Source organism: Thermomicrobiales bacterium (assembly GCA_037045155.1).
Classification (GTDB): Bacteria; Chloroflexota; Chloroflexia; order Thermomicrobiales; family CFX8; genus JAMLIA01.
Window position 1 is genome coordinate 26,756 of record JBAOIG010000002.1, and the last position, 26,113, is coordinate 52,868.

Here is a 26,113-nt window from a genome sequence, read left to right on the forward strand (position 1 = left end):
GATCAGCGCGCCCGATGTGCTGCGAAGTGGTCGAGGATGTGATCGGCGACCGAGGCCTTGCTCATCGGAGCCAGCGGAGTCACCGCCCCGGGCGTCACCAGGGTTACGCGGTTGTCGTCGCCGTCGAAGCCGTCCGCCGCGAGGTTGGCCACCACGAGGTCGCAGCCCTTGCGGACAAGCTTCTCCCTCGCGCGCTCGACGAGATCGCTCGTCTCGAGCGCGAAGCCCACCAGCATCGGCCCGCCCTCATGACGCGATGCGCCGAGCTCGGCGAGGATGTCGGGGTTCTTCACCATCCGGATCACGAGCTCGGCGTCGGACTTCTTGATCTTCTCGGCGGCGACCTCCGAGGGCCGGTAGTCGGCCACCGCAGCGGCCATCACCACCAGGTGCGCTGATCCGGCAGCGGCCATCACCGCGTCGCGCATGTCCCGCGCGCTGCGCACCCGCTCCACGGAGACGCCCTCCGGGGTCGGCAGCGCGGAGGGCCCGCTCACCAGCACGACGTCCGCGCCCCGGTCGCGCGCCCGCATCGCGATCGCGTAGCCCATGCGCCCGGACGATCGGTTGCCCACGAAGCGCACCGGGTCGATCGCCTCGTGGGTGCCGCCTGCGCTCACCAGCGACGCGACAGCCCGCGAGGTCCTGCGGGGTGAGCGCGCGCGCCGCCGCGTCGACGATCTCCCCGGGCTCGACCATGCGCCCGATGCCGCTCTCGCCGCTGGCGAGCGGCCCGACGACCGGCCCCACGACGACCACGCCGCGCGCCCGCAGCAGCGCCACGTTGGCCTTCGTGGCGGGGTGCTCCCACATGCGCGGGTGCATCGCCGGGGCGACCACCACCGGGCCGCGCGCGGCCAGCAGGCAGGTGGTGGCGAGGTCGTCGCCGAGCCCGTGGGCCATGCGCGCGAGGAGGTCGGCCGTGGCCGGGGCGACGAGCACCAGGTCGGCGCGGCCGGTGAGCGCGATGTGCAGCTCGCCCGGGTACGAAGGGTCCCAGAGGTCGACGCGGGCCGCGCGGCCGGTGATGCCCGCGAAGGTCACCCCGGTGATGAAGCGCTGCCCGGCGGGGGTGAGCACGGTCTCGACGGAGGCCCCGCGGCGCTGGAGCTCGCGCGCGACCAGCGCCGACTTGAAGGCCGCGATGCCGCCGCCGACGACCAGCAGCACCTCACGCCCCGCGAGCGCGTCGCCGCTCACCGCGCGCCCGGCCTCGCCGCGGGCCTCGCCGCAGGCCTCGCCGGCACCGGGCAGCTCGCCCCGGCGCACCCGCTCGGCACCACCGTGCGCCCGGCCGCCGCCGCGCTGGTCATCGCCGCCGCCGTGGTCGCCGGGAGCGCGCGGGTCAGGCCCTGACGGACCATCCACCCCGCGGTGCCGCAGAAGCCCGGGCGGCGCACCTCCTGGATGTCGTCGCTCTCCAGCGGCTGCGTGAGGGCGAGGTACTGGTCCGCGGTGTACTCCGGGTGGTCGTCCTGGCCGCGCGGACCCTGCGGCGCCAGCCGGCCCGGTGCCCACGCGCCAGACCTGCATCGTCGGGCGGATAGGCGTCGAGCCAGCGCTGGCGCACGGCCTGGTCGCCCTCGCGGATGATCCGGTACCGGGTGATGCGAAAGCCCGGGATGCCCCGCTGCGTGAGCACCCGCGTGCCCGCCGGGAGGTTGGCGTCGGGCACCTCGCGCTCCTCGAAGCGGTCGACCCGGGGCATCACCTTGCGCACGAAGGTCACCGCGCGGGTGCGACGCGCGCCCAGCAGCTCGATGCGGGCGAGCCCGTTGTTGAGCCGCGTGTGAATCACCACCGGGAAGGGCAGCGTGTTGCGCAGCTTCAGGTTGATCGACGGGTACACCACCGTCGCGTCGAGGCCCATCTTGATGTAGCCGCTGGGGCGCGAGTGCGGCGTCCGGTCGACCACCTCCATGCCCGCGAAGAACGACGCCGCGAAGAGGCTCCCGGCGATCTGGCAGACGCCGCCGCCGACGCCGTCGATGAGCTCGCCCGCGGAGATGACCGTCGCCATGCGGAAGCCGTTGGCCTCGGAGCGGTCGCCCACGATCTCGTTGAAGTCGAGCACCGCGCCCGGCATCCAGACGTAGCCGTTCACCCGGCTGGCCGCGAGGTGGAGGTTGTACGTGCGGTCGCGGTGGTCCTCGTTGGCGTTGTAGTTGGTCTGGAACCACCCCACGACGGCGTTCATCTCCACGTCGCGGAGCTGCTCGGAGGTGGTCGTCGGGTCGGTGTGCTCCAGCACCGCCTCCACCCGATTACGCCCGTTGGTAAACGCCGTGTCGAGCAGGGCCAGCGTGCCGAACACGTCGAGGTAGGTGCCGCGCCGCTCGGGGATCACCCGCCGCTGCTCGACGTCGATGCGCGCGTCCACCGGCAGGTGGTCCACCTCCTCCTTGAGCTGCGCGAGGAGCGGCAGCGCCACGGCCCCCTCCAGGCGCACCGGGAGCGGCAGCTCGATGGGCCCGCGGGCGAGGGCGGCGTGGTGCCGGACGAGCGCGCTCGACGGGTCGGCCGCGGCGCGCAGCAGGTGCTCGAGCAGGCGCACGTCGACCCGGGCGCCGAAGGCCTCGCGGCTGCGCTCGAGCGTGCGCTCCTCGGCGACGATGGTGACGTGCTCGCGGAGGTACGCACGCGCCAGGTCGCGGGCCTGCGCTCGGGGATCGGGCCCCAGGGTCACCGGCCGGCCGCGCACCCTCACCCGCGGGACGCCCGCGGCCTGCGGGGCCCGCTCGGGGAGCAGCAGGTACCCGATGCCTCCGCCCATCAGGGCGAACAGGAGGGACAGCGAGGAGAGCCGCAGCCAGCGCGTCATGGGAGCTCCCCGGTCGGTAGACCGCGGAGCCGGTCGGGTCAACCTTCCGACCGGGAGCGGCCGATGCGCCGGTGCATGAGCGACGGCAGCGAGGCGCGCACCGAGGCCGTGCGCCCGGGGTCGATCTCCGCGAGCACCACCCCCTCGCCCTCGGCCCGCTCGGCCAGCACCACGCCCCACGGGTCGACGATCATCGCGTGGCCCCAGGTGGTGCGCCCGCCCGGGTGCGTCCCCCACTGCGCCGCCGCCAGCACGTAGGACTGCGACTCCACCGCCCTCGCCCGGAGCAGCAGCTCCCAGTGCGCGCGGCCCGTCGTGGCGGTGAAGGCCGCGGGCACCGCGAGCACCGTCGCGCCGCCGTCCACGAGCCCGCGGTACAGCTCCGGGAAGCGTACGTCGTAGCAGACGCTCAGGCCCAGGCGCCCCACCGGCGTGTCCGCCACCACCAGCGCATCGCCCGGGGCCGTATTACGCGACTCCGTAAGAACGGGCCCGCCCGGCAGGTCGATGTCGAAGAGGTGGATCTTCCGGTAGCGCGCCACCACCACGCCCCGCTCGTCGAGCAGCGCCGCGGTGTTGAAGGTGCGCGCGTCCTCCGCGCGGGCCTCCGGGACGCCGCCCCAGAGCACCCACGCCCCGGTCTCCCTGGACAGCGCCGCCATCCTCTCGCCGCACGGCCCCCCCGGCGCCTCGCCCGGAACATACCTCCCGGCGACCTGCCCCCTGCCCTCCTCGGCGCCCATGTAGAGCGCGTTCTCGGGCATCACCACCAGCGCCGCGCCCGCCGTCGCCGCCTCGCGCCCGAGGGCCTCCGCGGTCGACAGGTTGCGGCCGACGTCCTCACCGGAGTTGAGCTGCACCACCGCCGCCTTCACGCGCCGCCCCTCCCTTCGAACTCCACCACGCCCGAGCGCATCGCCGCGCGCGTCGGAACGATCTCCCGCCCGGTGAGCGCCGCCACGGTCACGACCATCCACGCCTCCGGCAGGCCCCGCACCCGGTAGCTGGCGTTGCGCGACTCCACCACCAGCGCGGCGCCCTCACGGCGCACCGCCACCACGCCCCGATCGATGAGGGCCTCCAGCGGCGGCGCCCAGCCCGGCGCGCAGCGACGCCACCACGCGGCCGCCTCGTGCACCAGCACCACGGGCATCGGCTCGCCCGCCGGGGCGACGACCCCAGCGGGGATCTCCGGGTGGGTCACCCCGCGCCGGGCGCGCACCCTCCGCGCGAAGGCGACGGGGCCGAGCGGGGCGAGGCCCTGGAGGGCGGCGGAGCGCAGTCGGGCGAGCGGGTCGTGGGTCACGGAGCGCACGATAGCGCGGTCCGACGGCAGTCTTCAGGGGGGAAGCGAACTAGTGGCCGCAGGGCGAGGCCGAGGACGGGGCCGAGCGGCGCAGGGTGAGCCCGAGCCCGAGGCGCAGGGTGAGCCCGAGCCCGAGGCGCAGGGGGTGCCGGAAGCGCAGGGCGATCCGGAGGCGCAGGGCTCGCTGCCCGAGGTGCACCACGCCACGCGCGCGACGATGGCGACCTGGGCGGCGGAGATGATCGCGAGCCCCGCGATGCCCATGAGCACCGTGTAGCCGAGGCCCTTGCGCACGAGCCCGAGGTCGCCCGGGACCACCGCGACCACCTCGCTGGGCGACTGCGCGCGGAAGGGGGCGGGCTCCATGGTGGGGTGGCTGTGCGGGCGCACCAGCACGTGGTCGAGCACCGGCGCCCAGACGAGCGGAGTGGAGACGTGCTCGACCTCGCGCGGGACGATCGCGAGCGCGCCGTCGCTGACCGCCTGCTCGAAGCGGGCGAGGCGCACCGCGCGCAGCATCGCCGCGAGGGTGAGCACCGAGGCGACCACCGTGAGGCCCACCGAGGCGGCGTGAAGGACGTCGATGCGGTAGCGCCAGCCGGCGAGGCCCGCGCAGGCGCCGATGAGCGTAGCGGCCTCGATGGAGAGGCGCTCGGCGCGGCTGGCCGAGGGCTCACGCTGGGCCGCGCGCACCCGCAGCGACCAGAGCGAGAAGAGGACGCCGAAGCCCCCGCCGACCAGCAGCCCGTACGCCACCCCGTAGGCCGTGGCCACCGGCAGGAAGCGCGTGAGCGCGAAGCCCGCGCTGGCGACGACGGCGATGGAGACGACCGCGCCGCCGAGGGCGCCGAGGAGCAGCGAGCGCCCGAGGGTGCGGACGACCGCCTGCGCGTCGCTGCCGTCGGGCTGCGCGGCGGCGCGGGCGACGTAGGCCCCGCAGATCGCCCCGAGGAGCAGCGTGGGCAGCCACCCCAGCGGGGCCGCGTGCTCGGCGCCGACCCACTGGAACATCAGCGGCGACAGGAGCGCGCCGAGCGTCGCGAAGAGGACGCGCGTGGCCCTGAGGGATGAGGCCGCGTCGACGGTGCGGAGGGGGTGCGGGAATGGCGTGGCGTCCATAGGGGGTCGAGCATGAACCCGCGGCCCCGGGGTGACCAGCCCTCCCCTACAAGGCCCTGCGGCGCATGGAGACATTCATCAGCAGCCCCACCCCGATCAGGATCGCGAGCACGCTCGAGCCGCCGTAGGAGAAGAAGGGCAGGGTCACGCCGACCACCGGGAGGCTGCGGGTGACCATCCCGACGTTGAACACCACGTGCCAGAAGAAGAGGGCCGAGACGCCGACGGCGATGGCGGCGCCGAAGCGGTCCTTGGCGAGCGAGGCGATGCGCAGGGCCCAGAGGATGAGGAAGAGGTAGAGCAGCAGCACGATCACGACCCCGAAGAAGCCCTGCTCCTGGGCCCACACCGGGAAGGGGAAGTCGGTGTGCGTGTCGGGCAGGAAGTGCTGCTGGTTCTGGGTGCTCTGCATGAACCCCTGACCCCACCAGCGGCCGCTGCCGATGGCCACCATGCTCTGGTGCGCCTGCCAGCCGGTGCCCTGCACGTCGACCTGCTCGCTCATGAACGAGGTCAGCCGCTCCTTCTGGTACTGCCTTCAGGCCGTAGAGCCAGAGCAGGGTCCCACCGACGAGGCCGCCGCCCACGATGACCCCGAGGGTGCGCAAGGAGATGCGCACCAGCGAGAGGGTGCTCACCGCCACGAGGCCCACGATGAGGGCCGTCCCGAGGTCGGGCTGGGCCATGATGAGCCCCAGCGGAAGGGCGATGAGGGCGCCCGGGGCGATGAGGTCGCGCAGGGACCACGGCCCGCTGCGCTGGTCGCGGTGCACGTAGCGCGCGACCGCGAGCATCAGGCACAGCTTCACGAACTCGCTGGGCTGGAAGAGGAAGCTCCCGAGCTGGATCCAGCGGTGCGTCCCTCGGATGCTCTTGCCCAGCAGGAACACCAGCACCAGCGCCGCGATCGACCCGATGTACGCGCCGTACGCGTATCGCTCGTAGACCTTGTAGTCGATGGCCGCGACGATCACCGCCACGCCGCCGCCGAGGGCGAGCCAGTAGATCTGCTGGATGTAAAGCTCAGCGCGCGCTCCGGTCTGCGCGCTGGTGGCGGAGTAGAGGTTGACCACCCCGAGCGTCGCGATGACGCACACCACGAGGAAGAGCGGCCAGTCGAAGTCGTCCCGGAGCCGATGCTGTATCGTGCGCGCCATAAGGGGTTCTTCGGGGGCCTCAGCGCCTGGGCTGGTGGGCCCGCCAGGTGGCCACGCTGGGAATGGGTGCGCCAGGGCGGATGCGGGTGAAGTACTCCCGCACCACCTGGGTCATGAGCGGCGCCGCCTCGTGGCCGCCGGAGCCGCCGTGCTCGACCAGCAGCACCACGGCGATCTCGGGGCTGGCCGCCGGGGCGAAGCCCGCGAACCACGCGTGGTCGCGCTGCGTCGACCAGCTGCGCCGCGGGTCCGTCGGGTCGCGCACGATGCGGGACACCTGCGCGGTGCCGGTCTTGCCGGCGACGTCGACCTCGGCGACCTGCGCGGCGTGCGCCGTGCCGTGCGCGTCGGAGATCACCCCGGCGAGCGCGTTGGTGATCATCGTGAGGTGCGCCGGGGTGACGCTCACCTGACGCCGCACGGTGGGGGGAAAGGTCTGGATGATGGTCCCGTCGGGGCCCTCGACGCGCGAGACGAGCTGCGGGACGAAGAGCGTGCCGCCGTTGGCGAGGGCGGCGTAGGCCATGGCGAGCTGGAGCACCGTGACGCGCACGTTCCCCTGGCCGATGGCGGTGTTGAGCGTGTGCCCGATGCGAAACTGCCCCGGGTAGTTCTGCGCGTACCAGGCGCGGGTCGGGATGAACCCCGGGGTCTCCTGGTTGATCCCGATGCCCGAGCGGTGGCCGAGGCCGAAGTCGAAGGCCATGCTCGCGATGCGGTCCATCGTGACGGCCTCGGCGAGCGTGTAGAAGTACACGTTGCACGACTCCACCAGCGCCCGGTTGCGACGGCGCAGTCGCCTTCAAGCCCGCAATCGACATGAATCGAGTCATCATGGGCGGGCAGATGGTCATCATCGCCGCGATGATCATCGCCGGTGGAATCATTCGGGCGCGAATGAAGGCTGCGCGCTGACAGCGCGGCAATCGTGAGACGGAGCTGGTGTGCGCTGGACAATCGGCATCCTTGGGCTAACTCACGACCACGTCTGGACGCACCTCTCCGACCTGGCGCGTCGCGACGATGTGCGGCTATCGATCGCCGAGCCGCGCGCCGGACTTCGCGCCCAGGCCGAGGGAGTGCATGGAGGCATCCGCCTCTATGACGACGCGGCGGCGTTGCTGGAACACGAGCAGCCACAAGCGGTGTTGGTGTTCACCGACAACGCCGGCTCCGCCGCGTTCGTCGAGTTGGCGGCGTCCCACGGCGCAGCGGTGATGGTCGAGAAGCCGATGGCTGACCGTCTGGCCAACGCCGAGCGGATGATGGTGGCGGCCGGCCGGGCTCATGTGCCGCTCATGGTCAACTGGCCGACGGCATGGAACCCGGCGATTCGTCATGCGCTGAAGCTGGCAGCCGACGGCGAGATTGGCGAGATCACCCGTTTCAGCTTCCGCGGCGGCCACGCCGGCCCGCGCGCGTTCGGTGTCTCGGACGCATTCGCCGAGTGGCTCTACGACCCGGCTCGCAATGGCGGCGGAGCGTATATCGACTACTGCGGATACGGCGCGTCGATGGCCCGGCTGCTCCTCGGCCTTCCCAGCCGCGTTCAGGCGACGATCGGCCGTCTTCGGACCGACGACAGCATGGTTGACGACAATGCAGTCCTGACACTACGGTATCCACGGGCGATGGCTGTGGTGGAAGCGAGCTGGACGGCCGCCGGGCCGGTGCCACAGCCCGGGCCGGTCATCGCGGGCGAGCGAGCCAGTCTCGTTGTTCTGCCAGGCGCCGCCAGCCGGCCAGCGCGAGTTCTGCGCGTTTCGTCCGACACGCCGGAGGGCGAGGATCTGGATATCCCGCCCTTGTCAGCCGACGAGGGCAGCGCCACGAGCTACTTCCTGACACGCCTGCACGACGGCCACCCGATCGACGGCCTTGTCAGCGCCCGCGTCGGACGGGATACCCAGGAGATCCTCGAAGCCGGCCTCCGTGCCGACCGCGAGGATCGTTCCGTCTCGCTGCCATTGCCGATCGGGGTGTGACGCGCGGGGACAAGCCTCCTGCGCCCGCCCCGTTTCTCGTACCATGCCATTCATCGGACACGTTGCGAATTCGTATCGGAGGAGCGCCGTATGGCAGAGCCGGTTCGGGTCGGGGTAATCGGATGCGGGCGGATCTTGCCGGCCCATCTGCGAGGGATGCATGCGCTGCGGGACGCAGGGATCGAAGATTTCCGGGTGACGGCGCTGGTTGCGCGCGACCCGGCCGACGCCGAGCGTTTTCGCAAGCGTGGCGAGGGACCGCCACCGCGTCCGCCTGTCTCGACAAACCCCGCCGACTCGCTGGCCGCTCCTCACCGCTATATCAGCGATTTCCAGTCAGACATTGACGCCGAGGTGTATCCCGATGTCGCGTCGATGCTGGAGAGCGGCGCTGTCGACGCAGTAACGATTACCGCGTCGCTGCCTCAGCACCATCAGATCGGCCTCGCGTGCCTCGACGCCGGGGTTCACGTCATGGTCGAGAAGCCACTGGCTGTCTCGGTCCGCGCCGGACGGGCGATGGTCGAGATGGCCGAGCGCAACGGGCTGACGCTCGGGGTGATGGAGATGGTTCGCTACGACCCGGCACTACGCCAGGCACGCTGGGCGATCGAGCGCGGCGAAATCGGCGATGTCCAGATGGTTGCCTCGGTGTCGATCGGCGCCGGGGAATGGTCGCCGGATATCATCGTCGCGGACACTCCGTGGCGTCATCACAAGCTGGAGGCGGGGGCCGGCCCGGCTCTCGACATCGGCGTCCATATTGCCCACCGGCTACGCTACCTGGCCGGCGAGGTAGCGACAGTATCGGCGCTGACGCGCACGTTCGAGCCCCGTCGTGTGCGCCGAACTGGCGCGCCGTCGTCCGTCGTGGCCGAGACGGCCGCCGACGTGGACGATGCGTTCTTCGCGCTCATCGAGTTCGCCAACGGAGCGGCCGGGACGATCTCGTTTACCTGGGCCGGCCACGGCGCGCCGATCGCACTCCCCGGCGGGATGGCGATCTATGGCTCACGAGGCTGCCTGCACGGCGCAACTCTCATTCGGGACGACGGGAGCCGTGAGGCAGTAGCCGATCTCTTCGATCGCGAGGCGACGGCCGCCGAACGCGATGCCGCGACACCACACGGAGTAACCGACCCATTCGGCCTGGCCTATCTCGACTGGCTGCGCGCAATCCGCGCTGGCAGCCAGCCGGAGACGAGCGGCGTCGAGGGGCTGCGTGACCTGGCGACGGCGTTCGCGATCAGCGAATCCGCGGCGGCCGGAGAATCCGTCACGGTCGACGGAGTCCTGGCAGGCACAATCGACAGTTGGCAGCGCGAGATCGACGCGCACTATGGGCTATAGCCACACTACGGTGTGGCCGGCGGCTGAATTTCCGGCGTGCTGCCGATCGCCGTCAGCTTGAAGTCGATCTTGTAATGGGCATCAGTGCCGTCGGCGTTTGTCCAGGTGATCTCTCCCTGCTGGCGTACTGGCGTCCGCAGCTCATCGTCCACCCAGACATCGATCTGTCCTTTGGGGTTGTTGATTGTCTCATTGGCGGCGAACGAGGACGATTTGAGGAAGGTCTCGGCCAGCATCCGGTAATGGCGAGTGGATCGGCCGTCGATCTTCTCGGCGCCCAGATCCTGTGCGTCACTCCCTGTGACGATCGGTGGAACGACCTGCAGGAACGTCGTGGGCGAGAACAGCGCCATGTCCGTTCCTTCCGGCAACGGCGCGGGATCACCGCCAGCCTGGGCGATGAATGACTTATCGCCAACCTTCCAGATTTCCATGCTGTTTCCGCCACCATCGGTCTTGAGGTGGAAGTGGTCGATCGCCGACTGCTGGATGGAGTAGACGACCGTCACATCACCAGGTCCGCCAACATTGCTCATCACAATGGCGAGATCTAACGAGAAGTTCGGGATCTTCTCCGGGTCGAGCGGCGGAATCTCGCCGATTGGCGCCTCGGCGATGATCGTTGCCGTCGGGCTTGCCGAACGGGTCGCGGTCGCGGCGGGCGAAGATGGAGAGGCGGAGATCGTCGGTGAGACTGCCGCGGTTGGCGACACCGCTGGCGATCCACTTGCAGTGGGGCTGGCAACAGCGTGCCCGGCAGTCGGCGACGCCACGACAGCGGAGGTCGTCGACGTGGCCGTGCTCTTCCCACCACCCGTCGAGCAGGCAGCCACCAGAAGAAGCACCGACAATGCGCCGAGACACGGGAGAATGAAGCGGCGAGAGACACGCGTCATGGGGCAACCCCTTCGGAACGTGAGCGACAGCGCTCGGCAGAAAGACGGCCCACTACCAGCGAACCTCGGCCGCCGGCTGGCCGGCGGCATCGAACGTCGAGACCACCCATGCGCACGGACGCACGAAACCGCTCGGGCCATCCTCGATCAGCAGTTCGCGCAATGCCGCCGGTTCGATGTCGGTGTCGGATGCGACACGCACGAAGCGCGCGGCAGGCTTGTCCTCAACATCGGAGGCGTCCTCCAGGGCGCAGAGGACACAGACGAGGAGTTGGCGGCCGGCCTGCTCAACGATGTAGACGAGCCGCTCCGGCCGGACAACCGCTCCGGTGATGGTCAGCGCGACGCGGCGAGCAGCCTGCTGCAGGCTCTCACCCTGGCGCACTTCTCCGACCGGCAGCTTGACGCTGCCGAAGGCGACCGTCACCAATACCTCGCCGCTGCCGCCCATGTCGGCCGGCAGCGGAGTCACCGGCGCTACCCGCAGGTCAATGCCCGACGGCTCCGGCGCGGCCGACCGGGGCAACCAGTCCTCTTCGATCATTCCTCACGCCTTCCGTGCTACCAGCGTTCGCGATGGACGAAATCGTCGAGCGACCTGCGCCCTCGCTTCAGTGACGGCGACGGAACATCCTGGTCGGGGTAACCGATCGGGATGACGCCAACCGGCGTGACCTCATCCGGGATGCCAAGCAGTGCCTTCAGCCGAGGAGTATCCGGGATACCGGCATACCCGGCCGCCAGCCCATTGTCGACGACGGCCAGCAGGAGTGTCTGCACCGAGCAGCCGATATCGATAAACCAGAACGGCACCGGCCACTCGATCTCGCTGCCATCACCCTGAACCTTGTCCGACTCCTGATAGCGGCGATGGTAGGCCGCCTCACTGACGCAAGGGATTGCTTGCAGCGGGGCTTCGGACACCCAGGGATGCCCGAACGCGTCCTCATAGTGCTCTTCCTCGCCGCAGCAGCGAGCAACTTCTTTGCGCAAATCGGGATCGGTCACGATGATGAACGACTGACCCTGGGTGAAGCCCGCGCTCGGCGCGCGCTGAGCGAGCCGCATCAATTCGTCGACTATCTCGGGGTCGATCGGGTCTGGCCTGAAGTGCCGGACCATCCGCCGCTTCCGGACGACATCGGCAAATTCCATCGCTGTCACATCCAATCGTGGCGCTCGGGCGCAGTAGCACACCGCGCCAGACGATACAGTCTCACCGCTGGCGAGGCAAGGCAGGCCCAGCACTGTATGCTGACCATTGACCATTACACAGGAGGAACGAAGGAGATGACGGTGACGAACATCGAGGCGGCCAGGGAGCGGCTCTTCGCCGAGATCGACCGGCGAGAGGGTGAGCTGATCGAGCTGATTCAGCAGCTGGTGCGCTGCAAATCCACGCTCGGCAACGAGGCGGAGCCACAGCAGATCATCGCCGACTATATCCGCGAGAGCGGCGTCGAGCCAGATGTCTGGGATCTGAACGACGCGGTTCTGGCGCTGCCGGGGGCCGGGAACAGCGGCGTCCCGTTCGCCGGCCGGCCAAACGTCGCCGCCGTCTATCCGGGCGTTGGCAACGGCCGCTCGCTGATCCTCAATGGCCACATCGATGTCGTCAGCTCCGAGCCGGACACGAACTGGACCCGCGACCCGTGGGCGGCATCGATCGAGGGCAGACGGATGTACGGCCGTGGCGCCTACGACATGAAGTGCGGCACGGCGCTCAACGTCTTTCTTGCCCGCCTGATCCGCGACATCGACATTCAGCTCGGTGGCGACCTCATCGTCGAGAGCATCATCGAGGAGGAGTGCACCGGTAACGGAGCGCTGGCCGCCTGCTTCCGCGACGGCGCGGATTCGGCGCGCTACCGCGCCGACGCGGCAATCATCAGCGAGCCAACCGATGGACGCTACATCGCCGCGCATGTCGGCGTCATCTGGTTCCGCGTCAACGTCCTCGGCGAGAGCGCTCACGCGGCGGTCGCCTGGAAAGGTGTCAACGCGATCTATCGGATGATGCCGATCATCGAGGAGCTGCGCGCGCTCGACGCCGAGATGAACACCGAAAGCCACCCCGATTATGCCGGCATCGAGCACCCGATCAACCTGAACGTCGGCGTTATCCGCGGTGGAGACTGGCCGTCGAGCGTGGCCGGCGAATGCGCAATCGAGTGCCGCCTGTCGATGTTTCCCGGCGTGACGGTCGAGGAAACACGCTCGCGCGTGGTCGCTGCCATCGACCGAGCCATCGAGCGCGATGGCTGGCTCAGCCAGCACCCGCCGACGATCGAGTGGTACGGCTTCCAGAGCCCCGGCTCGATCATCGCGCCCGAGGAGGAGATCGTCCAGACCCTCGCTCGCCATCATCTCGCGCTGCGCGGCGACGCGCTCTTGCCAATCAACATGACCGGAACGACAGATATGCGCAACTTCAACGTCTACTCCGGCATCCCCGCGTTCTGCTACGGGCCAAGTGGTTTCGGCGCGCACGCGGCCGACGAGTGGCTCGACCTCGACTCGCTTATTCCGACGGCGCGGGTCATCGGCGCGACGATCCTTGACTGGTGCGGAGTGACCCGCGCTTGACAGCCGAGCCGGCCCCTTCCGATAATCTCCCCGTCGGCCGCCCACGGGCGGTCGACGCACGTGCGGCGGTTGCCGCTAGCCTGATCTGGATATCCTCATGACTGTGATGCTCCATCTCGACGACTCCTACCTGCGTTCGTTCGACGCGACCGTCACCGCGATCAGCGGCGATGGGATCGTGCTCGACAGGACGGCGTTCTATCCAACCGGCGGCGGCCAGCCGCACGATACCGGCAGGCTCGCAGCTGGCGGCGAGGAGTGGCGCGTCATCGACGTCATCAAGCGCGACGGCGATGTCATCCACACCCTGGAGCCCGGCGTCGCGCCGACGGCCGTCGGGGAGACCGTCCATGGCGAGATCGACTGGGAGCGACGCTACCGATTGATGCGCACCCACACCGCCCTCCACGTCCTCTGCGGCGTCGTCTTCCGCGAGTTCGGCGCGCTCGTCACTGGCGGTAACATGGGACTCGACAAGGCGCGTATGGACTTCGAGCTGGAGGATCTCTCGGCCGAACGCGTCAGCCGCATCGAGCGCCTCGCCAACGACGTGATTCATGACGGGCGCGCCGTGTCCTGGCGGACGCTGCCCCGAGACGAGGCGTTCCGGATCCCCGACCTCATCCGGACGAAGATCAACCTTCTTCCGGCGTCGATCTCCCAGGTGCGAGTTGTCGAGATCGAGGGTCTGGATCTTCAAGCAGATGGCGGCGCCCACGTCCACAATACCAGCGAGGTTGGTGGCATTCGGGTGATCGGCACGCGGTCGAAGGGCCGCATCAACAAGCGGCTCGAGATCGAGCTCATCGACGAAGTGAATGGGGTGGGGGAACGATGAACTGGGATCGGCTCGTTGCGCAGCGGGCGCCTGAAATCCACGGCTGGCTCAAGGCAACGCTGCCAGCACTCGAACAGATGTGGGCAGCCAAGGGGTTGATCTATCTGTCGAATGGCGCGCCCGCAATCGAGCAAATCCCGATCGCCCGTCTTCGTCAGGCGCACGCGGACGCCTGGGAGGAGCCGGAAGAGGCGCTTTCCTATGGCGATGGAGGCGGCTACCCACCGCTGCGCCAGGAGATCGCCCGCCGGATGGCCGGCCGCGGCGTCTCGGTAGCCACGGACCAGATCCTCGTTACCAACGGATCGCAGCAAGGCCTCGATCTTGTCGGGCGCGCGCTGCTCGATCCCGGGGACATCGTCATCGTCGAGGGACCCAGCTACTTCGGCGCAATGCAGGCCTTCGATGCGTACGAGATCGGCTATCGGGTCGCGCCGGCCGACGAGCATGGGCTAATCCCCGAGGCGCTCGAGCCGCTGCTCTACGAAGAACCGCGGCCGAAGATCCTCTACACCATCCCGACGTTCCAGAACCCGACTGGCACAACGATTCCCGACGGCCGGCGGCGAGCAATCCTGGCAATGACCCGCGCAGCCAACGTGGCGGTCGTCGAGGATGATCCGTATGGAGATATCTACTTCACGCCCGATCCAGTTCGACCACTGCGGTCGCTCGATCCAGACGTGATCTACCTGGGCACATTCTCGAAGACACTCGCCCCAGCGCTTCGAATGGGCTGGATGATCGCGCCAGAGGCCGTGTTGCGGCTCGCGTTCTGGTCGAAGGAGGGGATCGACATGATGTCCGATCGCTTCGTCCAGCGCGCGGTGGTGCGGACCGTCGAGAACGGCTGGCTCGACCACTACCTCGACGGGGCTCGCGCCTTCTATCGCGAGCGACGCGACGCGCTACTGGCCGCGCTCGAGCGCGAGATGCCCGATGGCGTAACGTGGACGCAGCCCGAGGGTGGGTTCTTCCTCTGGGTCAGCCTTCCAGAGGGATATAGCTCCGACGATCTGTTGGTGCTGGCCGTCGAGGAAGGGGTCGGCTTTCTGCCGGGCTCCTGCTTTTTCCCCGAGCCCGCCCCACATCGAGGATTCCGGCTATCGTACCCGAGCCCCGACTCCGAGACGATTGCCGAGGGGGTTCGACGACTCGGGGTCGCAACCCGCCGTCTTCTCGGAGCATAGCGACCCCCGCCACGGCCGCGGTGATCGGACGAAACGATGAAACGGGCCGGCCGCGCCGGGTCGCGTTGCCTCGCGATCCCGATTTCGGCGGCTGCCAAAGCGCACGATCGCTTTCGCGCACTCCATGTCTCAGCGTATACTCGAGATATGTTCTCAAGGCGCAAGTGATCGCGCGGTTGCCGCGCCGACCTCGGGGGTGGTCACATGACGACCAATCGCGATCGGAGTCCGCGGGCAGGCATCCGGCGCTGGAATCCAGACAGGTCGTATTCGACTACCCCGGACGCCGAACAATCGGGACTCGATGGAGAGTTTGCCTACCTGCCGGTAGTTGCCTATCAGGCTCAAGGGCAGTATCTCGATCCGGCGATCCGGCTTGTCTCCGTCACACGCACTATTCACAATCTCGTCGGGTACACGCCTGCTGAGTGGATCGATGACGGACTCTGGGAACGTGCGATCCATCCCGACGATCACGACCGTGTCATCGCCGCCTGGGCTGCCCGAAATCCACAAGAGCCCGGCGAGTCAATCGAGTATCGCCTCATCGCCCGCGACGGCGCGGTTGTCTGGGTTCGCGACGAGGTCATTCCCGAGGTTCGTGATGACCGCAACCTCACCCTGTCGGGCATATTGCTCGATATCACAAAGCAGAAGGCGCTTGAGATCGCTCTCCAGTCGAACGAGTCACGCTTTTTTGCCGCATTCGAGGACGCCGGTATCCCGTTGGCGATCTCCGGTCTGGATGGTCGCCTCCAGCGGGTCAATCACCCATACTGCGAGCTGTTCGGCTATGACGCTGACGAGCTCGTCGGCATGGACACCCGTGTACTCCTCGTCCCCCAGCATCACAAGAATTCACAAACGATTCAGCAGGATCTGATTGCCGGGCGCATCCGGTCGGCTCAGAACGAGCGCCAGCTGCGGCGCAAGGACGGGTCGTCCATCTGGGCAGTCATCACCGTTTCGCTCCTGCGTGATGCGGAAGGGCAGCCAACCCATCTGCTGGCTCAGCTGCAGGATCTGAGCGAACAGCGGCGAACCGACGCCGCGCTGCAAGAGGCGAACGAACGGTATCGGACGCTGGTCGATCATCTGCCAGATATCATCACCCGGATCGATCGCGATTTCCGGCACCTCTATATCAACCCCGCGGCCGAGGCGGTGATCGGCATCCCGCCAGCACGCTGGATCGGACGGACGATGCGCGAGATGGATCTCATCGATCCGCTCTGCGACACCGTCGAGCGGCTCGTCGCCCAGGTCATCGCCACCGGCGCCGAGGCGACCGACGATTTCCGCTACATCAGCGCCGATATGACACGCGACTTCGAGATTCAGATGATCCCAGAGACGAGCGGAGACGGGACGGTCGACACTGTGCTCGCGATCGGCCGCGAGGTGACCGCTCGTGTCCACGTTCGGGAGCAGCTGGAATTCGAGGCGACCCACGATGTGCTGACCGGGCTGCTCAACCGGCGCGGATTTCTGGACCGCCTCGGGTTGGCCATTGCCGAAGATGTCAGCCACACACGATCCCTCGCGGTGCTGTTCATCGATCTTGATGACTTCAAGGAAGTGAACGACAGCCACGGTCATGCGGCCGGCGACCAGGTGCTGATCGATGTCGGGCAGCGCCTCTCCTCGCTGATTGATACCGCGGGAGCGGTCGCGCGTCTGGGCGGAGATGAGTTCGCCATGATGATTGGCACGCCCGACGCCGAAGCGGTCGCAATAACGGCTGCTCGCAACATCCTTGAAACGCTCCGCTATCCATTCATCATGAATCGGACCGCCATCGAGCTCAGCGCCAGCATCGGGATTGCCGTGCGTTCGACAGTGCTCGATCGGCCTGTCGACTTGCTGCGCTGGGCCGACATTGCGATGTATCAGGCGAAGTCGATCGGCAAGCACTGCTTCGTCCAGTTCGAATCGGCGCGCTACCCCGAGGATGCGGCGCGGCCCGAATGGGAGCGAGCGCTTCGTCAGGCAATCGCAACGGACGAGCTGACGCTCGACTACCAGCCGATCGTCGATCTCACGACCGGAGAGATCGTCGCGCACGAGGCACTCGCGCGATGGCGTCACCCGAGGTTCGGGCTGGTGCCGCCGGAAGCATTCATCCCATTCGCGGATGAGATCGGTCTCGCGGGCGCGGTCACGGGCTGGGTGCTCCGGAGAGCCTGCGCCGACGCCCTCGGATGGCCGACGCAGGGCGCAGGGAATCCGCCGACCGTTGTCGTGAACCTGTCTTCCCGCCAGCTCGCGGACCCCGACACGAGCGACACACTGGCCCAGATACTGGAAACGACGGGGCTCGCGCCATCGCGGCTGGTTCTCGATATCCCGGAACAGGCTCTGATGCATCACGCGACAGCCATCCGCGACCGTATTCATCAACTGGCCGAGCTCGGTGTTCGCATCGCGATCGACAACTTCGGCCGTGGTTACACGTCGCTCAGCTGCCTGCGCAGCTGTGGGATCGACGCAATCAAGATCGATCGATCGTTCATCAGCAGCCTGCCCGACGATCCGGACAGCGCCACGATCGTACGGGCCATCATCGGGCTAGCGCAACCATTCGGGGTTCGGACAATTGCGGTCGGCGTCGAGACTGAGGCGCAGGCGCGCTGGCTCCGCGAGCTCGGCTGCGATCAGGCACAGGGCTTTGCGTTCGGAGAGCCAGCCCGGTTCCGCGATATCAGCCGACCGAGGCCATAGGCAGGCTCGGCGAACAATGGGTGCGACACGCCAACCGAGAGCGCGACAGCGCCATGCTCGACGAGCCGCAAGATCCTCGCGGCGATGAGGGTCCTGGTGACGCTGTAGACCGGGAAGCGGGCGTGTGCGTCCAGCGGCATCGTCCCGGCCAGGTCAGCCGTTCCGATCCCTGCTTCGAGGATCGGCCGGCCGTCGCGCCAGACAGCGACGGCCGCGCCGGACGCGCCGCTCTGGGCGACGAGCGTCGACGCAGCCGCCAGCAGGCGATCGACGCCTGCTTGTTCCGGCATCCTTAGTCTGCGGGCGCGGCAGACGGCATCGCTGCCTTGACGACCCCGGCCAGCCGCGCGATACCCTCGTCGATCTGGTCCATCGTCACCGCGCTGAAGGAGAGGCGCAGCGAACGACGGCCACTGCCGTCGGAATAGAACGCCGGCCCGGGGATATAGTCCACCAGATGCTCGCGGGCGGCGGGCTGCATCTCGATGGAATCAACGCCTTCCGGGAGTGTCAACCAGAGGAAGAAGCCACCATTCGGCTTCGTCCAGTTGACGCCCTCCGGCATCTCGCGATCGAGCGCGGCGAGCATGTGTGCGCACTTGCCCTTATAGATCTGCTGGAGATTCGCGATGTGCTCCGCGTGGCGCCCCGTCGTCACATACCATTCGGCCAGCGCGGCAGTGTAGGTGTTGCGCAGAGTGTCGGACCGGCCACGCCCGAGGACGGCGATGATATCTGCGGGGCCGGCGCACCAGCCAAGCCGCAGGCCGGCGGCAATTGTCTTCGACAACGTGCCAAACAGCAGCACCGAGCCGGGATTTGCAAGACCGAACATGGTCGGCTTCTTCTCGCCTTCGAAGCGCAGGTCGATGTAGGCGTCGTCCTCGAGGATCAGCAGCCCACGCTCGTCGGCAATCTTTGCCAGCTTGTGGCGGCGTTCGACGGAGAGCTCGACGCCGGCCGGGTTCTGAAAGGTCGGGATCGTATAGAGGAACTTTGCCTGCTTGCCTTCGGCAGCCAGCTTGTCCAGCGCAGCCTCGACCTTTGCCGGGTCAACACCATCGTCATCGACCTCGACGCCGATCACCTCGGCGCCCGCCAACCGGAACATGCCGGTCGCGCCCATCCAGGCCGGAGCGTCGGCCAGCACGATATCGCCCGGATCGACCAGCATATCGACGACCAGGCTCAGCCCGCTCGACGCGCCGGACGTGAGCAGGATCTGGTCGGGGGTAACGTTCAGCTCATAGTCGCGGTGGAGCTTCTCGGCCAGCGCGGCGGCGAGGCCGTCTGGCCCGACCGGATCGGCGTAGACGAGGGAATCCCGGCGGTTGTTTTCGGCGAGGAATTCGGCGGCCTCAACCATCTCATCGAGCGGCAGGGAATCGAGGTCGGGGTTGCCGAACGAGAACGAGATCATATCCTTGGGCGAGGTTCGCGACGGCCGGCTCGTCTTCGCCGCGATCTTGCCGCGCCGCGACCAGCGATCATTCCAGCGTTCATCCACCCAGACAGCATCCTTCCTCAGGTGATCGGCGTCAACATGAGCGAGCGCCGCAACTTCGATAATCCAGAGCCTATTCAGCGAGTATATCCGAGGATGACAGACAGAAACGGCCCGCGGAACCCACGCTGGTCCCACGGGCCGTTGACCCCCGACGATCGTTTGAACCGATCGATCAGGTAGTGCTGTTCGTCGCAGCGGCAGCCGATCGGCCCGTTATCCGTGACCGGCGGCGAGTCGTTGCCCCGAGATCGCGAAACAGCGCGAAGAGTGCCTGGCGCAGCTCGATCGAAGTCGAAAGTAGCTCGATCTGCAGATCTTCGGGGAAGCCACGCGCGTCAAGCATGTCCTGGAACTCGGCGTCGAGCGTCGTCACCTCGGCTTCGAGGCGAACAAAGTCATCGACATCCGCGCCCAGAACGTGGGCGATGTCAGAAAGTACCTGGAAGCTCGGCAACGTTTGCCCTCGCTCGAGCCGGCTCAGATGCGATGCCGAAATCCCTGCCTGTGATGCCAGCCCATCGAGCGTCAGCCCCTTCATCCGGCGCATTCGTCGGATCGCGGGACCGATCCTCTGACGCTGGACTCCTGGTCGTTGCGCCATGTTCGTTCCTCTTTCCCACCAACAGACGACACATCCTGTTGCGCGGCGCAATCATCGCGCCGTAGCCCCCGTGCAGCGGCCGGGGCGTCCTCATCGAGTCTGCCGGGACATCCAGACGTTGCGCCGTTGCCTCGCCATATCCCGGCTAACGGTCCGAAGACACTCTTGTTATACCCCGTGGGGACAAAGTTTGGAAGCCCCAACACGCACAAGATCCCGGTCGGAGTGTGACGATTTCATCATAACGTCATTCTCCCGGTTGGTCGTTCTTTTCGTGGATGGCATCGCGCGGTGTCCGTAGAGAGAACTCATGCAGTAAGCGTCGACATGCAGAAAGCGATACGTGACGGACGACGCGGCACGCGGGCTGCGCAGCAGCTGATCGACGATCGAAAGAGAGAGTACACTTTGAACATGATGAAACCCGGCACACACCTGCGACTCCTTTCCGCCCCGAAGTCAGCGCCTGCGCGCCGGAATACCGGCGCGATTCCGGCTGGCATCGCTGCGTCGGTTGGCTTCGGCCTGCTTGCCATTGGCTTCGACCAGCTTTGTGAGTCATTCAAGCGCCGCAAGATGAAGCGCTACGAGGCGCTGTCTGATGGCGCGGCGCATATAGCAACGGCGCTGGCCGTGTCCATCCCGGCGATGCCATTTGTCGAGCACAAAGCCCGGCTCGCCGCGCTTGCGGCACTCAGCGCCGTTACGATCGATCTCGATCACCTGGTTGCGGCGCGGTCGGTGCGGCTGATTCCCTGCATGACGATGCCGGAACGGCCGGCCTCGCACAGCCTCCTGACAGTCAGCATCGTCTCGTATGCCGCCGAGCGTCTGTGGCCCGGCACGCAGAGTGGCCTCGCGCTGACTCTCGGACTTGGCTCGCATTTGCTACGCGACCTGGCAACTGGCGGGGCGCCGCTTTTCTTCCCCCGCCGTGTGATCGAGATGCCACGCCCACCGGTGGCGACGATGATGCTCTCGCTGGGCATCTTCGGCCGCTGGTACGCGCGTCGACTGCTCGACCCCAGCCGGCCACGCCGTTCCAACCCGGCGGTGCTAGCGCCCGAAGCACTGGTGGTAGGTTCCCGTGCCATCCGAGCCATCCGTCGCCACCCCTCGGCGGCCTGACGCGGCAGCCGCGAGGCGCGGCACGGTCTACGCCATCATCGTCAACTACCGCACGCCGGATCTGACGGCAGCCGCTGTTGCCCACCTTCGGGACGGCGCGCCGGCTGACCGCAGCCTTGTCGTCTATGTCGTCGACAATGGTTCCGGCGACAATAGCGTCGCCCGGCTCGACGCGACCTGCCCGGGCGCGATCATGATCGCCTCGCCGATCAATCTCGGCTTCGCCGGGGGAAATAACCTTGCCCTCCGCGACATTCTGGCGTCCATCCCCGACGATGCCTCTCGCGCTGATTCGTTCGTTCTCCTGCTGAATAGCGATGTCGAGGTCGAGCCAGAGACACTCCCCTCGTGCCTCGCGTTCATGGACTCCCACCCGGATGCCGGCATCGTCGGCCCGCGGCTACTCCTGCCGGACGGCTCGCTTGATCTGGCCTGCCGGCGCGGCTTTCCGACGCCGGCGCGCGCGTTCTGGAAGCTGACGGGACTGGCCAGACGGTTCCCAAATAATCCGCGCTTCACCGGTTATAACCTGACACATCTCGACGAGATGGAAACCACCGAGGTCGATTCCGTCGTCGGCGCATTCATGCTCGTCCGGCTCAGCGCGATCGATCGGGCCGGCCTGCTCGACGACACATTCTTCATGTATGGTGAAGATCTCGACTGGGCGTTCCGGATGAAATCGGACGGCTGGAGGGTGTTCTACTACCCGGTCGCGACGGCGCTGCATCTGAAGGGAGCAACGTCGCGCAGGCAGTCATACCGGATGCTCTACGAGTTCTACCGATCAATGTGGCTTTTTCACCGCAAGCACTATGCCCCGCGCAGCAGTCGACTGCTAAACTGGGTTGTGCTGGCGGGCATCATTGCTCGCGGCGCAATTGCGATGGCCTCGAATGCCCTGCGCCCCGCGCACGCCAAACGCGTCGCCTGAGCTCATGGCGATCGGCCCCGGCTATCGCGCGGCAATCGACGAGGGACGGAGCAGAACCGGCATGGCGAAACTCGGCGCGCCAGCGGCGCCCGTCGCGCCGCGCCCAACCGACTCGCGACTCGGCGCAACCGAGGCCCCCCGGCATCGGGACGCTGCCCGTCACGATCTGTTCGCCGTCATCTTCGGGCTTACCCTCTTTCTGACCGACACGACCGCGCTCGTTCTTGCCCTGTTCTTCGCGTATCAATTCCGCGACATGGCCCGGCCCGCGAGCGGGGCGAGCCAGCCGGCTCATGAGATGTCCGTGCTGTTGATCACGGTCGCAGCCACCATTGTCCTGGGTGTCTTCATCATGAGCGGCCATTACCGACGCCAGCGCTCCGTCTCACGGATGGACCAGGCGTATCGAATTGTCATCCAGATCTCGCTCAGCCTGTTGCTGGCTATCGCTATCACCTCACTGGCTGTCGGTCGCGATTTCGTCTACTCGCGGCCGCTCGTTGTCTCCGGTTGGGTCTTCGCGATCGTGACCGTCACGGCCGGCCGCTTCATCCACACCGGCATCGTCGGAGCGCTGAGGGCGCGCGGCGTCGCCTCCGACCGGCTACTGATCGTAGGCGTCGGCCAGACCGGCCGGCTGGTGCTCGACAAGATCCGACGATCGCCACAGCTCGGCTACCAGGCGGTCGGCTTCGTCCAGCACGACCCCTTGTTCGGCGACACAGAGCCTGAGATCGACGGGCTTCCGGTCCTCGGAATGACGGACAACCTGGCGCGGATCGCCGAGGAGCAAACGGCGGACGAGATCATCATCGCCCTGGCCGGCGTCCCCCACGAACAAATCCTTGAGATGGTCTACGCCGTCACCGACCTGCCCGTCTCGGTTCGTGTCTACCCTGAATCGTTCCGCCTGCTCACCAGCGACTCGATCAGCATTGGCGACCTGAACGGACTGCCGACCGTCAGCGTCCGGCGGATCGGGCTGCGCCGGTTCGACCGCGTCGTCAAGCGGGCGATGGACATCGTCGTCAGCGTGATCGCGCTGCTTCTGTTCGCGCCAGTGATGTTGCTGATTGCGTTCATCATCAAGCTGACCTCGCCCGGGCCTGTCTTCTTCGCGCAAGAGCGCGTCGGCCAGGATGGTCGGGCCTTTCAGCTCCTCAAGTTTCGGTCGATGCCGGTGGACGCCGAGAAGAACACCGGGCCGGTCTGGGCAGCGGCCGACGACCCACGACCGACTCGTTTCGGCCGCGTGTTGCGGCGCTACTCGGTCGACGAGCTGCCGCAGTTCATCAACGTGCTGCTCGGGGAGATGAGCGTGGTCGGGCCCCGGCCAGAACGACCCTACTTCGTCGAGCAGTTCTCCCAGATGATCCCCGCCTACATGGCCCGCCACCATGAAAAGTCCGGCGTCACCGGCTGGGCACAGGTAAACGGACTGCGCGGCGACACCTCGATCGAGGAACGCACCCGCTACGATCTATATTATGTCGAGAACTGGTCGATCCTGTTCGACCTGAAGATCATCGTCAAGACGATCTTCCACATCTTCCGCTCCGACGCGAACGCCTACTGACCGGCCGGCCCAAGCGCTCCGACAACGTCGGCGACGATGTCCTCGGCAGCCTCGATCCCGATTGAGAATCGCAGCAGCCCCGGGCTAACACCAATCGCGGCGAGCTGCGCGTCCGTCAGCTGCCGATAGGATGTCGACGGGTGGTGGACGACTGTCGTCATGACGCCGCCAAGCGTCTCGGCGAACTGCACCAGCCGCAGGCGATCGACAGCGGCTCGCGCCGCCGAGGCGGTTCCGAGATCGACCGAGAGCATGCTCCCGAATCCACCGTGCAGCACACGGCAGGCAACCTCGTGGGTCGGGTCGGACGCCAGCCCCGGGTAATGAACACGCCGCACAGCCGGGTGTGCTTCCAGCGCCTCGGCCAGCGCTAGCGTCGTTGCGCTCGACCGGGTGATCCGGACATCGAGGGTCCGCAAACCGCGAAGGCATAGCCATGCCTCGAATGGGGCGCCGACGCCGCCAACCCGCACCGCCGCATCACGCACCGGCTCAACCAATGTGACTGGGCCGACGACTATCCCGCCGGAGGCGTCATTGTGGCCGGCGATGAATTTCGTTGCCGAGTGGACGACAAGCGACGCGCCGTGCTCCAGCGGTCTGCAATGTAACGGCGTGGCAAACGTGTTGTCGACGATCAGCGGGACGGACAGATCTCGCGCCAGGCCGGCAAGCGCCGGGAGGTCGCTCGCGCGCATCGTCGGGTTGGCAATCGTGTCCACCCAGAGGAGAGCCGGCCGCGGCTCGGCGGCCAACGCCGCGCGCACTGCGTCCAGATCGGCGACATCCACCCAGGTCGTCTCCACGCCAAACCGCGCCATCTCGTGATTCAGCATGCCGCGAGTGCCGCCATAGACGCGGTCGGCAGCAACGACCCGGCTGCCCGCGCGCGTCATCGCCAGCAGCACGGCGAAGATCGCGCTTGACCCGTTCGTCGTCGCCACACCTGCCTCTGCGCCCTCGAGCTCGGCAACCGCCTGCTCCAGCTCACGATGGTTCGGAACGCCGTAGCGGCCATAGATGTAGGCTGGCGCGCCGTCCTCATAGACAGCGTCGATGGTGGCGATATCGGGGTAGACCCAGGCTGTCGACTGGGCAATCGGCGGCGCCACCGACCGGGTCAGCGAGCCGGCCGCATCAGCGGTGGCGCCAGCGTGAACGACTCGAGTCTGCTCGCGTTCGGGCATCGTCTCAGCACTTTCAGGTAGGCATCGGCAATCGTCAAACAGGGCTGAGTCTAGCAGGCGACGCTCTGTTGCTCGACAGGATCATGTAGGATTGCCGACCATGACTGTCCGTACCTTTGCCCGAACGCTCCGGTTCCTCCTTCCACTGGCCCTGATCGCAGGGCTTGCGGCCTGTAGTGGGCCCGATCCGTCTGGCACAGCCGAGCCACTGGCGGTCGGTTCCCCCAGCGCGACAACCGCCAGAGCGACCACCGTCACGACGACTACCGAGGCGCCGGCGGCGACCACGATAGCCGAACCATCACCGACAGCCACGCAGATCGTCGAGGCAACCGGGACGGCTATTGCGCCAACCGCAACGGCCACCACAACGCCCGGCGACCGACAGGGTCTTCTCCCATCGCACCGCATCGTCTCGTTCTACGGCCATCCAAACTCGGCGCAGATGGGGATCCTCGGCGAGTATTCGATCCCCGACCTGCACGCGAGGCTTGCGGAGCAAGGGGCAGCCTACGCGGCAGCGGATCCGGCGCACCCGGTCGTTCTGGCATTTGAGCTGATCGCGACCGTCGCGCAGCCGTGGCCGGGCGACGACGGCACCTACGTCGTGTATTCCGGCGACGAGCTGATCCAGGAGTACATCGACTACGCCACGGCCCACGACATGATCGTGATCCTCGATCTACAGATCGGCTATGACACTATCCCGCACCAGATCGAGGTTATCCGGCACTGGCTGGAGCTACCGAACGTCCACGTCGCGCTCGACCCTGAGTTCTCGACCGCCGCGAACGAGACCGTGCCAAAGGACCGTATTCCGGGAGAGTTCATTGGCGAGGCAGATGGACGGAATATCCAGAAGGCGGTCGAGATGCTGTCGCAGATCGCGACCGACAAGCAGTTGCCCTCGAAGATTCTGATCCTGCACCAGTTCGAGTCGGAGATGATCTTTCACAAGGACGCGATCAAACCGCTGCCGGGCGTCGATATCGTCCTCGACATGGACGGTTTCGGCGGTCAGGAAGCCAAGCTGGGGAACTACACGCACTTCGTCACCGATGAGTTGATCGAATTTGGCGGGATCAAGCTCTTCTATCGGCAGGACGACCCGCTCCTCACCCCCGAGCAGATCGTCGCGCTCGACCCGCCCGCGCTCATCGTCATCTATCAGTAGCTCACCGTCCGTCTTGACATTGCCCGGGTAATCGGCA

The 26,113-nt window shown here is 67.3% G+C and carries 26 protein-coding genes; 12 read left to right on the forward strand and 14 right to left on the reverse strand.

The window, feature by feature from the left end:
- Positions 1-2: 2 nt before the first annotated feature.
- On the reverse strand, positions 3-620 hold the full coding sequence (locus tag V9F06_00290) for a phosphopantothenoylcysteine decarboxylase (GenBank protein MEI2616058.1): 618 nt from the start codon (positions 618-620) through the stop codon (positions 3-5).
- On the opposite strand from V9F06_00290, the gene V9F06_00295 reads away from it, so the two are divergent.
- Positions 568-1,356 (forward strand): hypothetical protein, encoded by a 789-nt coding sequence (locus V9F06_00295; GenBank protein ID MEI2616059.1) that lies wholly within the window; start codon positions 568-570, stop codon positions 1,354-1,356. The two genes, V9F06_00290 and V9F06_00295, sit on opposite strands and share 53 nt — an antisense overlap.
- On the opposite strand, the gene V9F06_00300 is transcribed toward V9F06_00295, so the two are convergent.
- The 5 genes from V9F06_00300 to V9F06_00320 are packed head-to-tail and all read right to left on the reverse strand — an operon-like array spanning position 1,346 to position 5,751.
- Entirely contained in the window at positions 1,346-2,821 is a 1,476-nt protein-coding gene (locus V9F06_00300; protein MEI2616060.1) for a VanW family protein, read from the reverse strand. The genes V9F06_00295 and V9F06_00300 overlap by 11 nt on opposite strands.
- Positions 2,822-2,859: 38 nt before the next feature.
- The gene (locus V9F06_00305) at positions 2,860-3,696 is read right to left on the reverse strand and encodes a carbon-nitrogen hydrolase family protein (protein MEI2616061.1); all 837 of its coding nucleotides are present in this window, start codon (positions 3,694-3,696) and stop codon (positions 2,860-2,862) included.
- Positions 3,693-4,127 carry a hypothetical protein gene (locus V9F06_00310; GenBank protein ID MEI2616062.1) on the reverse strand — a complete coding sequence of 145 codons (435 nt, stop codon included), beginning with the start codon at positions 4,125-4,127 and terminating at the stop codon, positions 3,693-3,695. The genes V9F06_00305 and V9F06_00310 overlap by 4 nt, the downstream gene beginning before the upstream one ends.
- A gap of 33 nt (positions 4,128-4,160) precedes the next feature.
- Entirely contained in the window at positions 4,161-5,246 is a 1,086-nt protein-coding gene (locus tag V9F06_00315; GenBank protein MEI2616063.1) for a hypothetical protein, read from the reverse strand.
- A gap of 46 nt (positions 5,247-5,292) precedes the next feature.
- On the reverse strand, positions 5,293-5,751 hold the full coding sequence (locus V9F06_00320; protein MEI2616064.1) for an FtsW/RodA/SpoVE family cell cycle protein: 459 nt from the start codon (positions 5,749-5,751) through the stop codon (positions 5,293-5,295).
- Here V9F06_00320 and V9F06_00325 point away from each other — a divergent pair.
- Positions 5,750-6,493 (forward strand): hypothetical protein, encoded by a 744-nt coding sequence (locus V9F06_00325; protein ID MEI2616065.1) that lies wholly within the window; start codon positions 5,750-5,752, stop codon positions 6,491-6,493. The genes V9F06_00320 and V9F06_00325 overlap by 2 nt on opposite strands.
- Here V9F06_00325 and V9F06_00330 read toward each other — a convergent pair.
- Positions 6,423-7,175: a penicillin-binding transpeptidase domain-containing protein gene (locus V9F06_00330; protein MEI2616066.1), complete on the reverse strand. Its 753-nt coding sequence runs from the start codon at positions 7,173-7,175 to the stop codon at positions 6,423-6,425. The two genes, V9F06_00325 and V9F06_00330, sit on opposite strands and share 71 nt — an antisense overlap.
- 172 nt (positions 7,176-7,347) lie before the next feature.
- Between V9F06_00330 and V9F06_00335 the strand changes: the two genes are divergently transcribed.
- Complete coding sequence (locus V9F06_00335) at positions 7,348-8,388, forward strand: Gfo/Idh/MocA family oxidoreductase (protein ID MEI2616067.1); 1,041 nt, start codon at positions 7,348-7,350, stop codon at positions 8,386-8,388.
- A 90-nt stretch (positions 8,389-8,478) separates the two neighbouring features.
- Complete coding sequence (locus V9F06_00340) at positions 8,479-9,738, forward strand: Gfo/Idh/MocA family oxidoreductase (protein ID MEI2616068.1); 1,260 nt, start codon at positions 8,479-8,481, stop codon at positions 9,736-9,738.
- Between the two features lie 5 nt (positions 9,739-9,743).
- Here the strand turns inward: V9F06_00340 and V9F06_00345 are convergent, their stop codons facing one another.
- The 3 genes from V9F06_00345 to V9F06_00355 are packed head-to-tail and all read right to left on the reverse strand — an operon-like array spanning position 9,744 to position 11,789.
- A complete protein-coding gene (locus V9F06_00345) occupies positions 9,744-10,634 on the reverse strand; it encodes a hypothetical protein (GenBank protein ID MEI2616069.1) in 891 nt (296 codons plus the stop codon).
- A 52-nt stretch (positions 10,635-10,686) separates the two neighbouring features.
- Positions 10,687-11,178 (reverse strand): hypothetical protein, encoded by a 492-nt coding sequence (locus tag V9F06_00350; GenBank protein MEI2616070.1) that lies wholly within the window; start codon positions 11,176-11,178, stop codon positions 10,687-10,689.
- A 17-nt stretch (positions 11,179-11,195) separates the two neighbouring features.
- Positions 11,196-11,789, reverse strand: a complete 594-nt coding sequence (locus V9F06_00355; protein ID MEI2616071.1) for a nitroreductase family protein — start codon at positions 11,787-11,789, stop codon at positions 11,196-11,198.
- Between the two features lie 135 nt (positions 11,790-11,924).
- Here V9F06_00355 and V9F06_00360 point away from each other — a divergent pair, with 135 nt between their 5' ends.
- From V9F06_00360 to V9F06_00375, 4 genes are all read left to right on the forward strand, one after another.
- A complete protein-coding gene (locus V9F06_00360; GenBank protein MEI2616072.1) occupies positions 11,925-13,220 on the forward strand; it encodes an ArgE/DapE family deacylase in 1,296 nt (431 codons plus the stop codon).
- Between the two features lie 97 nt (positions 13,221-13,317).
- The gene (gene alaXM / locus V9F06_00365) at positions 13,318-14,058 is read left to right on the forward strand and encodes an alanyl-tRNA editing protein AlaXM (GenBank protein MEI2616073.1); all 741 of its coding nucleotides are present in this window, start codon (positions 13,318-13,320) and stop codon (positions 14,056-14,058) included.
- Positions 14,055-15,248, forward strand: a complete 1,194-nt coding sequence (locus tag V9F06_00370) for a PLP-dependent aminotransferase family protein (protein ID MEI2616074.1) — start codon at positions 14,055-14,057, stop codon at positions 15,246-15,248. Before alaXM ends, V9F06_00370 begins: the two co-directional genes overlap by 4 nt.
- Before the next feature lie 204 nt (positions 15,249-15,452).
- Positions 15,453-17,969 (forward strand): EAL domain-containing protein, encoded by a 2,517-nt coding sequence (locus V9F06_00375; protein ID MEI2616075.1) that lies wholly within the window; start codon positions 15,453-15,455, stop codon positions 17,967-17,969.
- On the opposite strand, the gene V9F06_00380 is transcribed toward V9F06_00375, so the two are convergent.
- The 3 genes from V9F06_00380 to V9F06_00390 form a co-directional block, all read right to left on the reverse strand.
- On the reverse strand, positions 17,903-18,259 hold the full coding sequence (locus V9F06_00380) for a serine hydrolase domain-containing protein (GenBank protein ID MEI2616076.1): 357 nt from the start codon (positions 18,257-18,259) through the stop codon (positions 17,903-17,905). The genes V9F06_00375 and V9F06_00380 overlap by 67 nt on opposite strands.
- Positions 18,260-18,261: 2 nt before the next feature.
- On the reverse strand, positions 18,262-19,476 hold the full coding sequence (locus V9F06_00385) for a PLP-dependent aminotransferase family protein (protein MEI2616077.1): 1,215 nt from the start codon (positions 19,474-19,476) through the stop codon (positions 18,262-18,264).
- 172 nt (positions 19,477-19,648) lie between these two features.
- Positions 19,649-20,077, reverse strand: coding sequence for a helix-turn-helix domain-containing protein (locus V9F06_00390; GenBank protein ID MEI2616078.1), 429 nt, complete (start codon positions 20,075-20,077; stop codon positions 19,649-19,651).
- Positions 20,078-20,491: 414 nt separating this feature from the next.
- On the opposite strand from V9F06_00390, the gene V9F06_00395 reads away from it, so the two are divergent.
- Genes V9F06_00395 through V9F06_00405 form a run of 3 tightly spaced genes read left to right on the forward strand, consistent with a single transcriptional unit; the run spans position 20,492 to position 23,715 of the window.
- Positions 20,492-21,205: a metal-dependent hydrolase gene (locus tag V9F06_00395; GenBank protein MEI2616079.1), complete on the forward strand. Its 714-nt coding sequence runs from the start codon at positions 20,492-20,494 to the stop codon at positions 21,203-21,205.
- Positions 21,165-22,139, forward strand: coding sequence for a glycosyltransferase family 2 protein (locus V9F06_00400; protein ID MEI2616080.1), 975 nt, complete (start codon positions 21,165-21,167; stop codon positions 22,137-22,139). Before V9F06_00395 ends, V9F06_00400 begins: the two co-directional genes overlap by 41 nt.
- A 4-nt stretch (positions 22,140-22,143) precedes the next feature.
- A complete protein-coding gene (locus V9F06_00405) occupies positions 22,144-23,715 on the forward strand; it encodes an undecaprenyl-phosphate glucose phosphotransferase (protein ID MEI2616081.1) in 1,572 nt (523 codons plus the stop codon).
- Here V9F06_00405 and V9F06_00410 read toward each other — a convergent pair.
- The gene (locus V9F06_00410) at positions 23,709-24,902 is read right to left on the reverse strand and encodes an aminotransferase class I/II-fold pyridoxal phosphate-dependent enzyme (GenBank protein ID MEI2616082.1); all 1,194 of its coding nucleotides are present in this window, start codon (positions 24,900-24,902) and stop codon (positions 23,709-23,711) included. The genes V9F06_00405 and V9F06_00410 overlap by 7 nt on opposite strands.
- A gap of 100 nt (positions 24,903-25,002) precedes the next feature.
- Between V9F06_00410 and V9F06_00415 the strand changes: the two genes are divergently transcribed.
- Positions 25,003-26,076 (forward strand): hypothetical protein, encoded by a 1,074-nt coding sequence (locus V9F06_00415; GenBank protein ID MEI2616083.1) that lies wholly within the window; start codon positions 25,003-25,005, stop codon positions 26,074-26,076.
- Positions 26,077-26,113 lie beyond the last annotated feature (37 nt).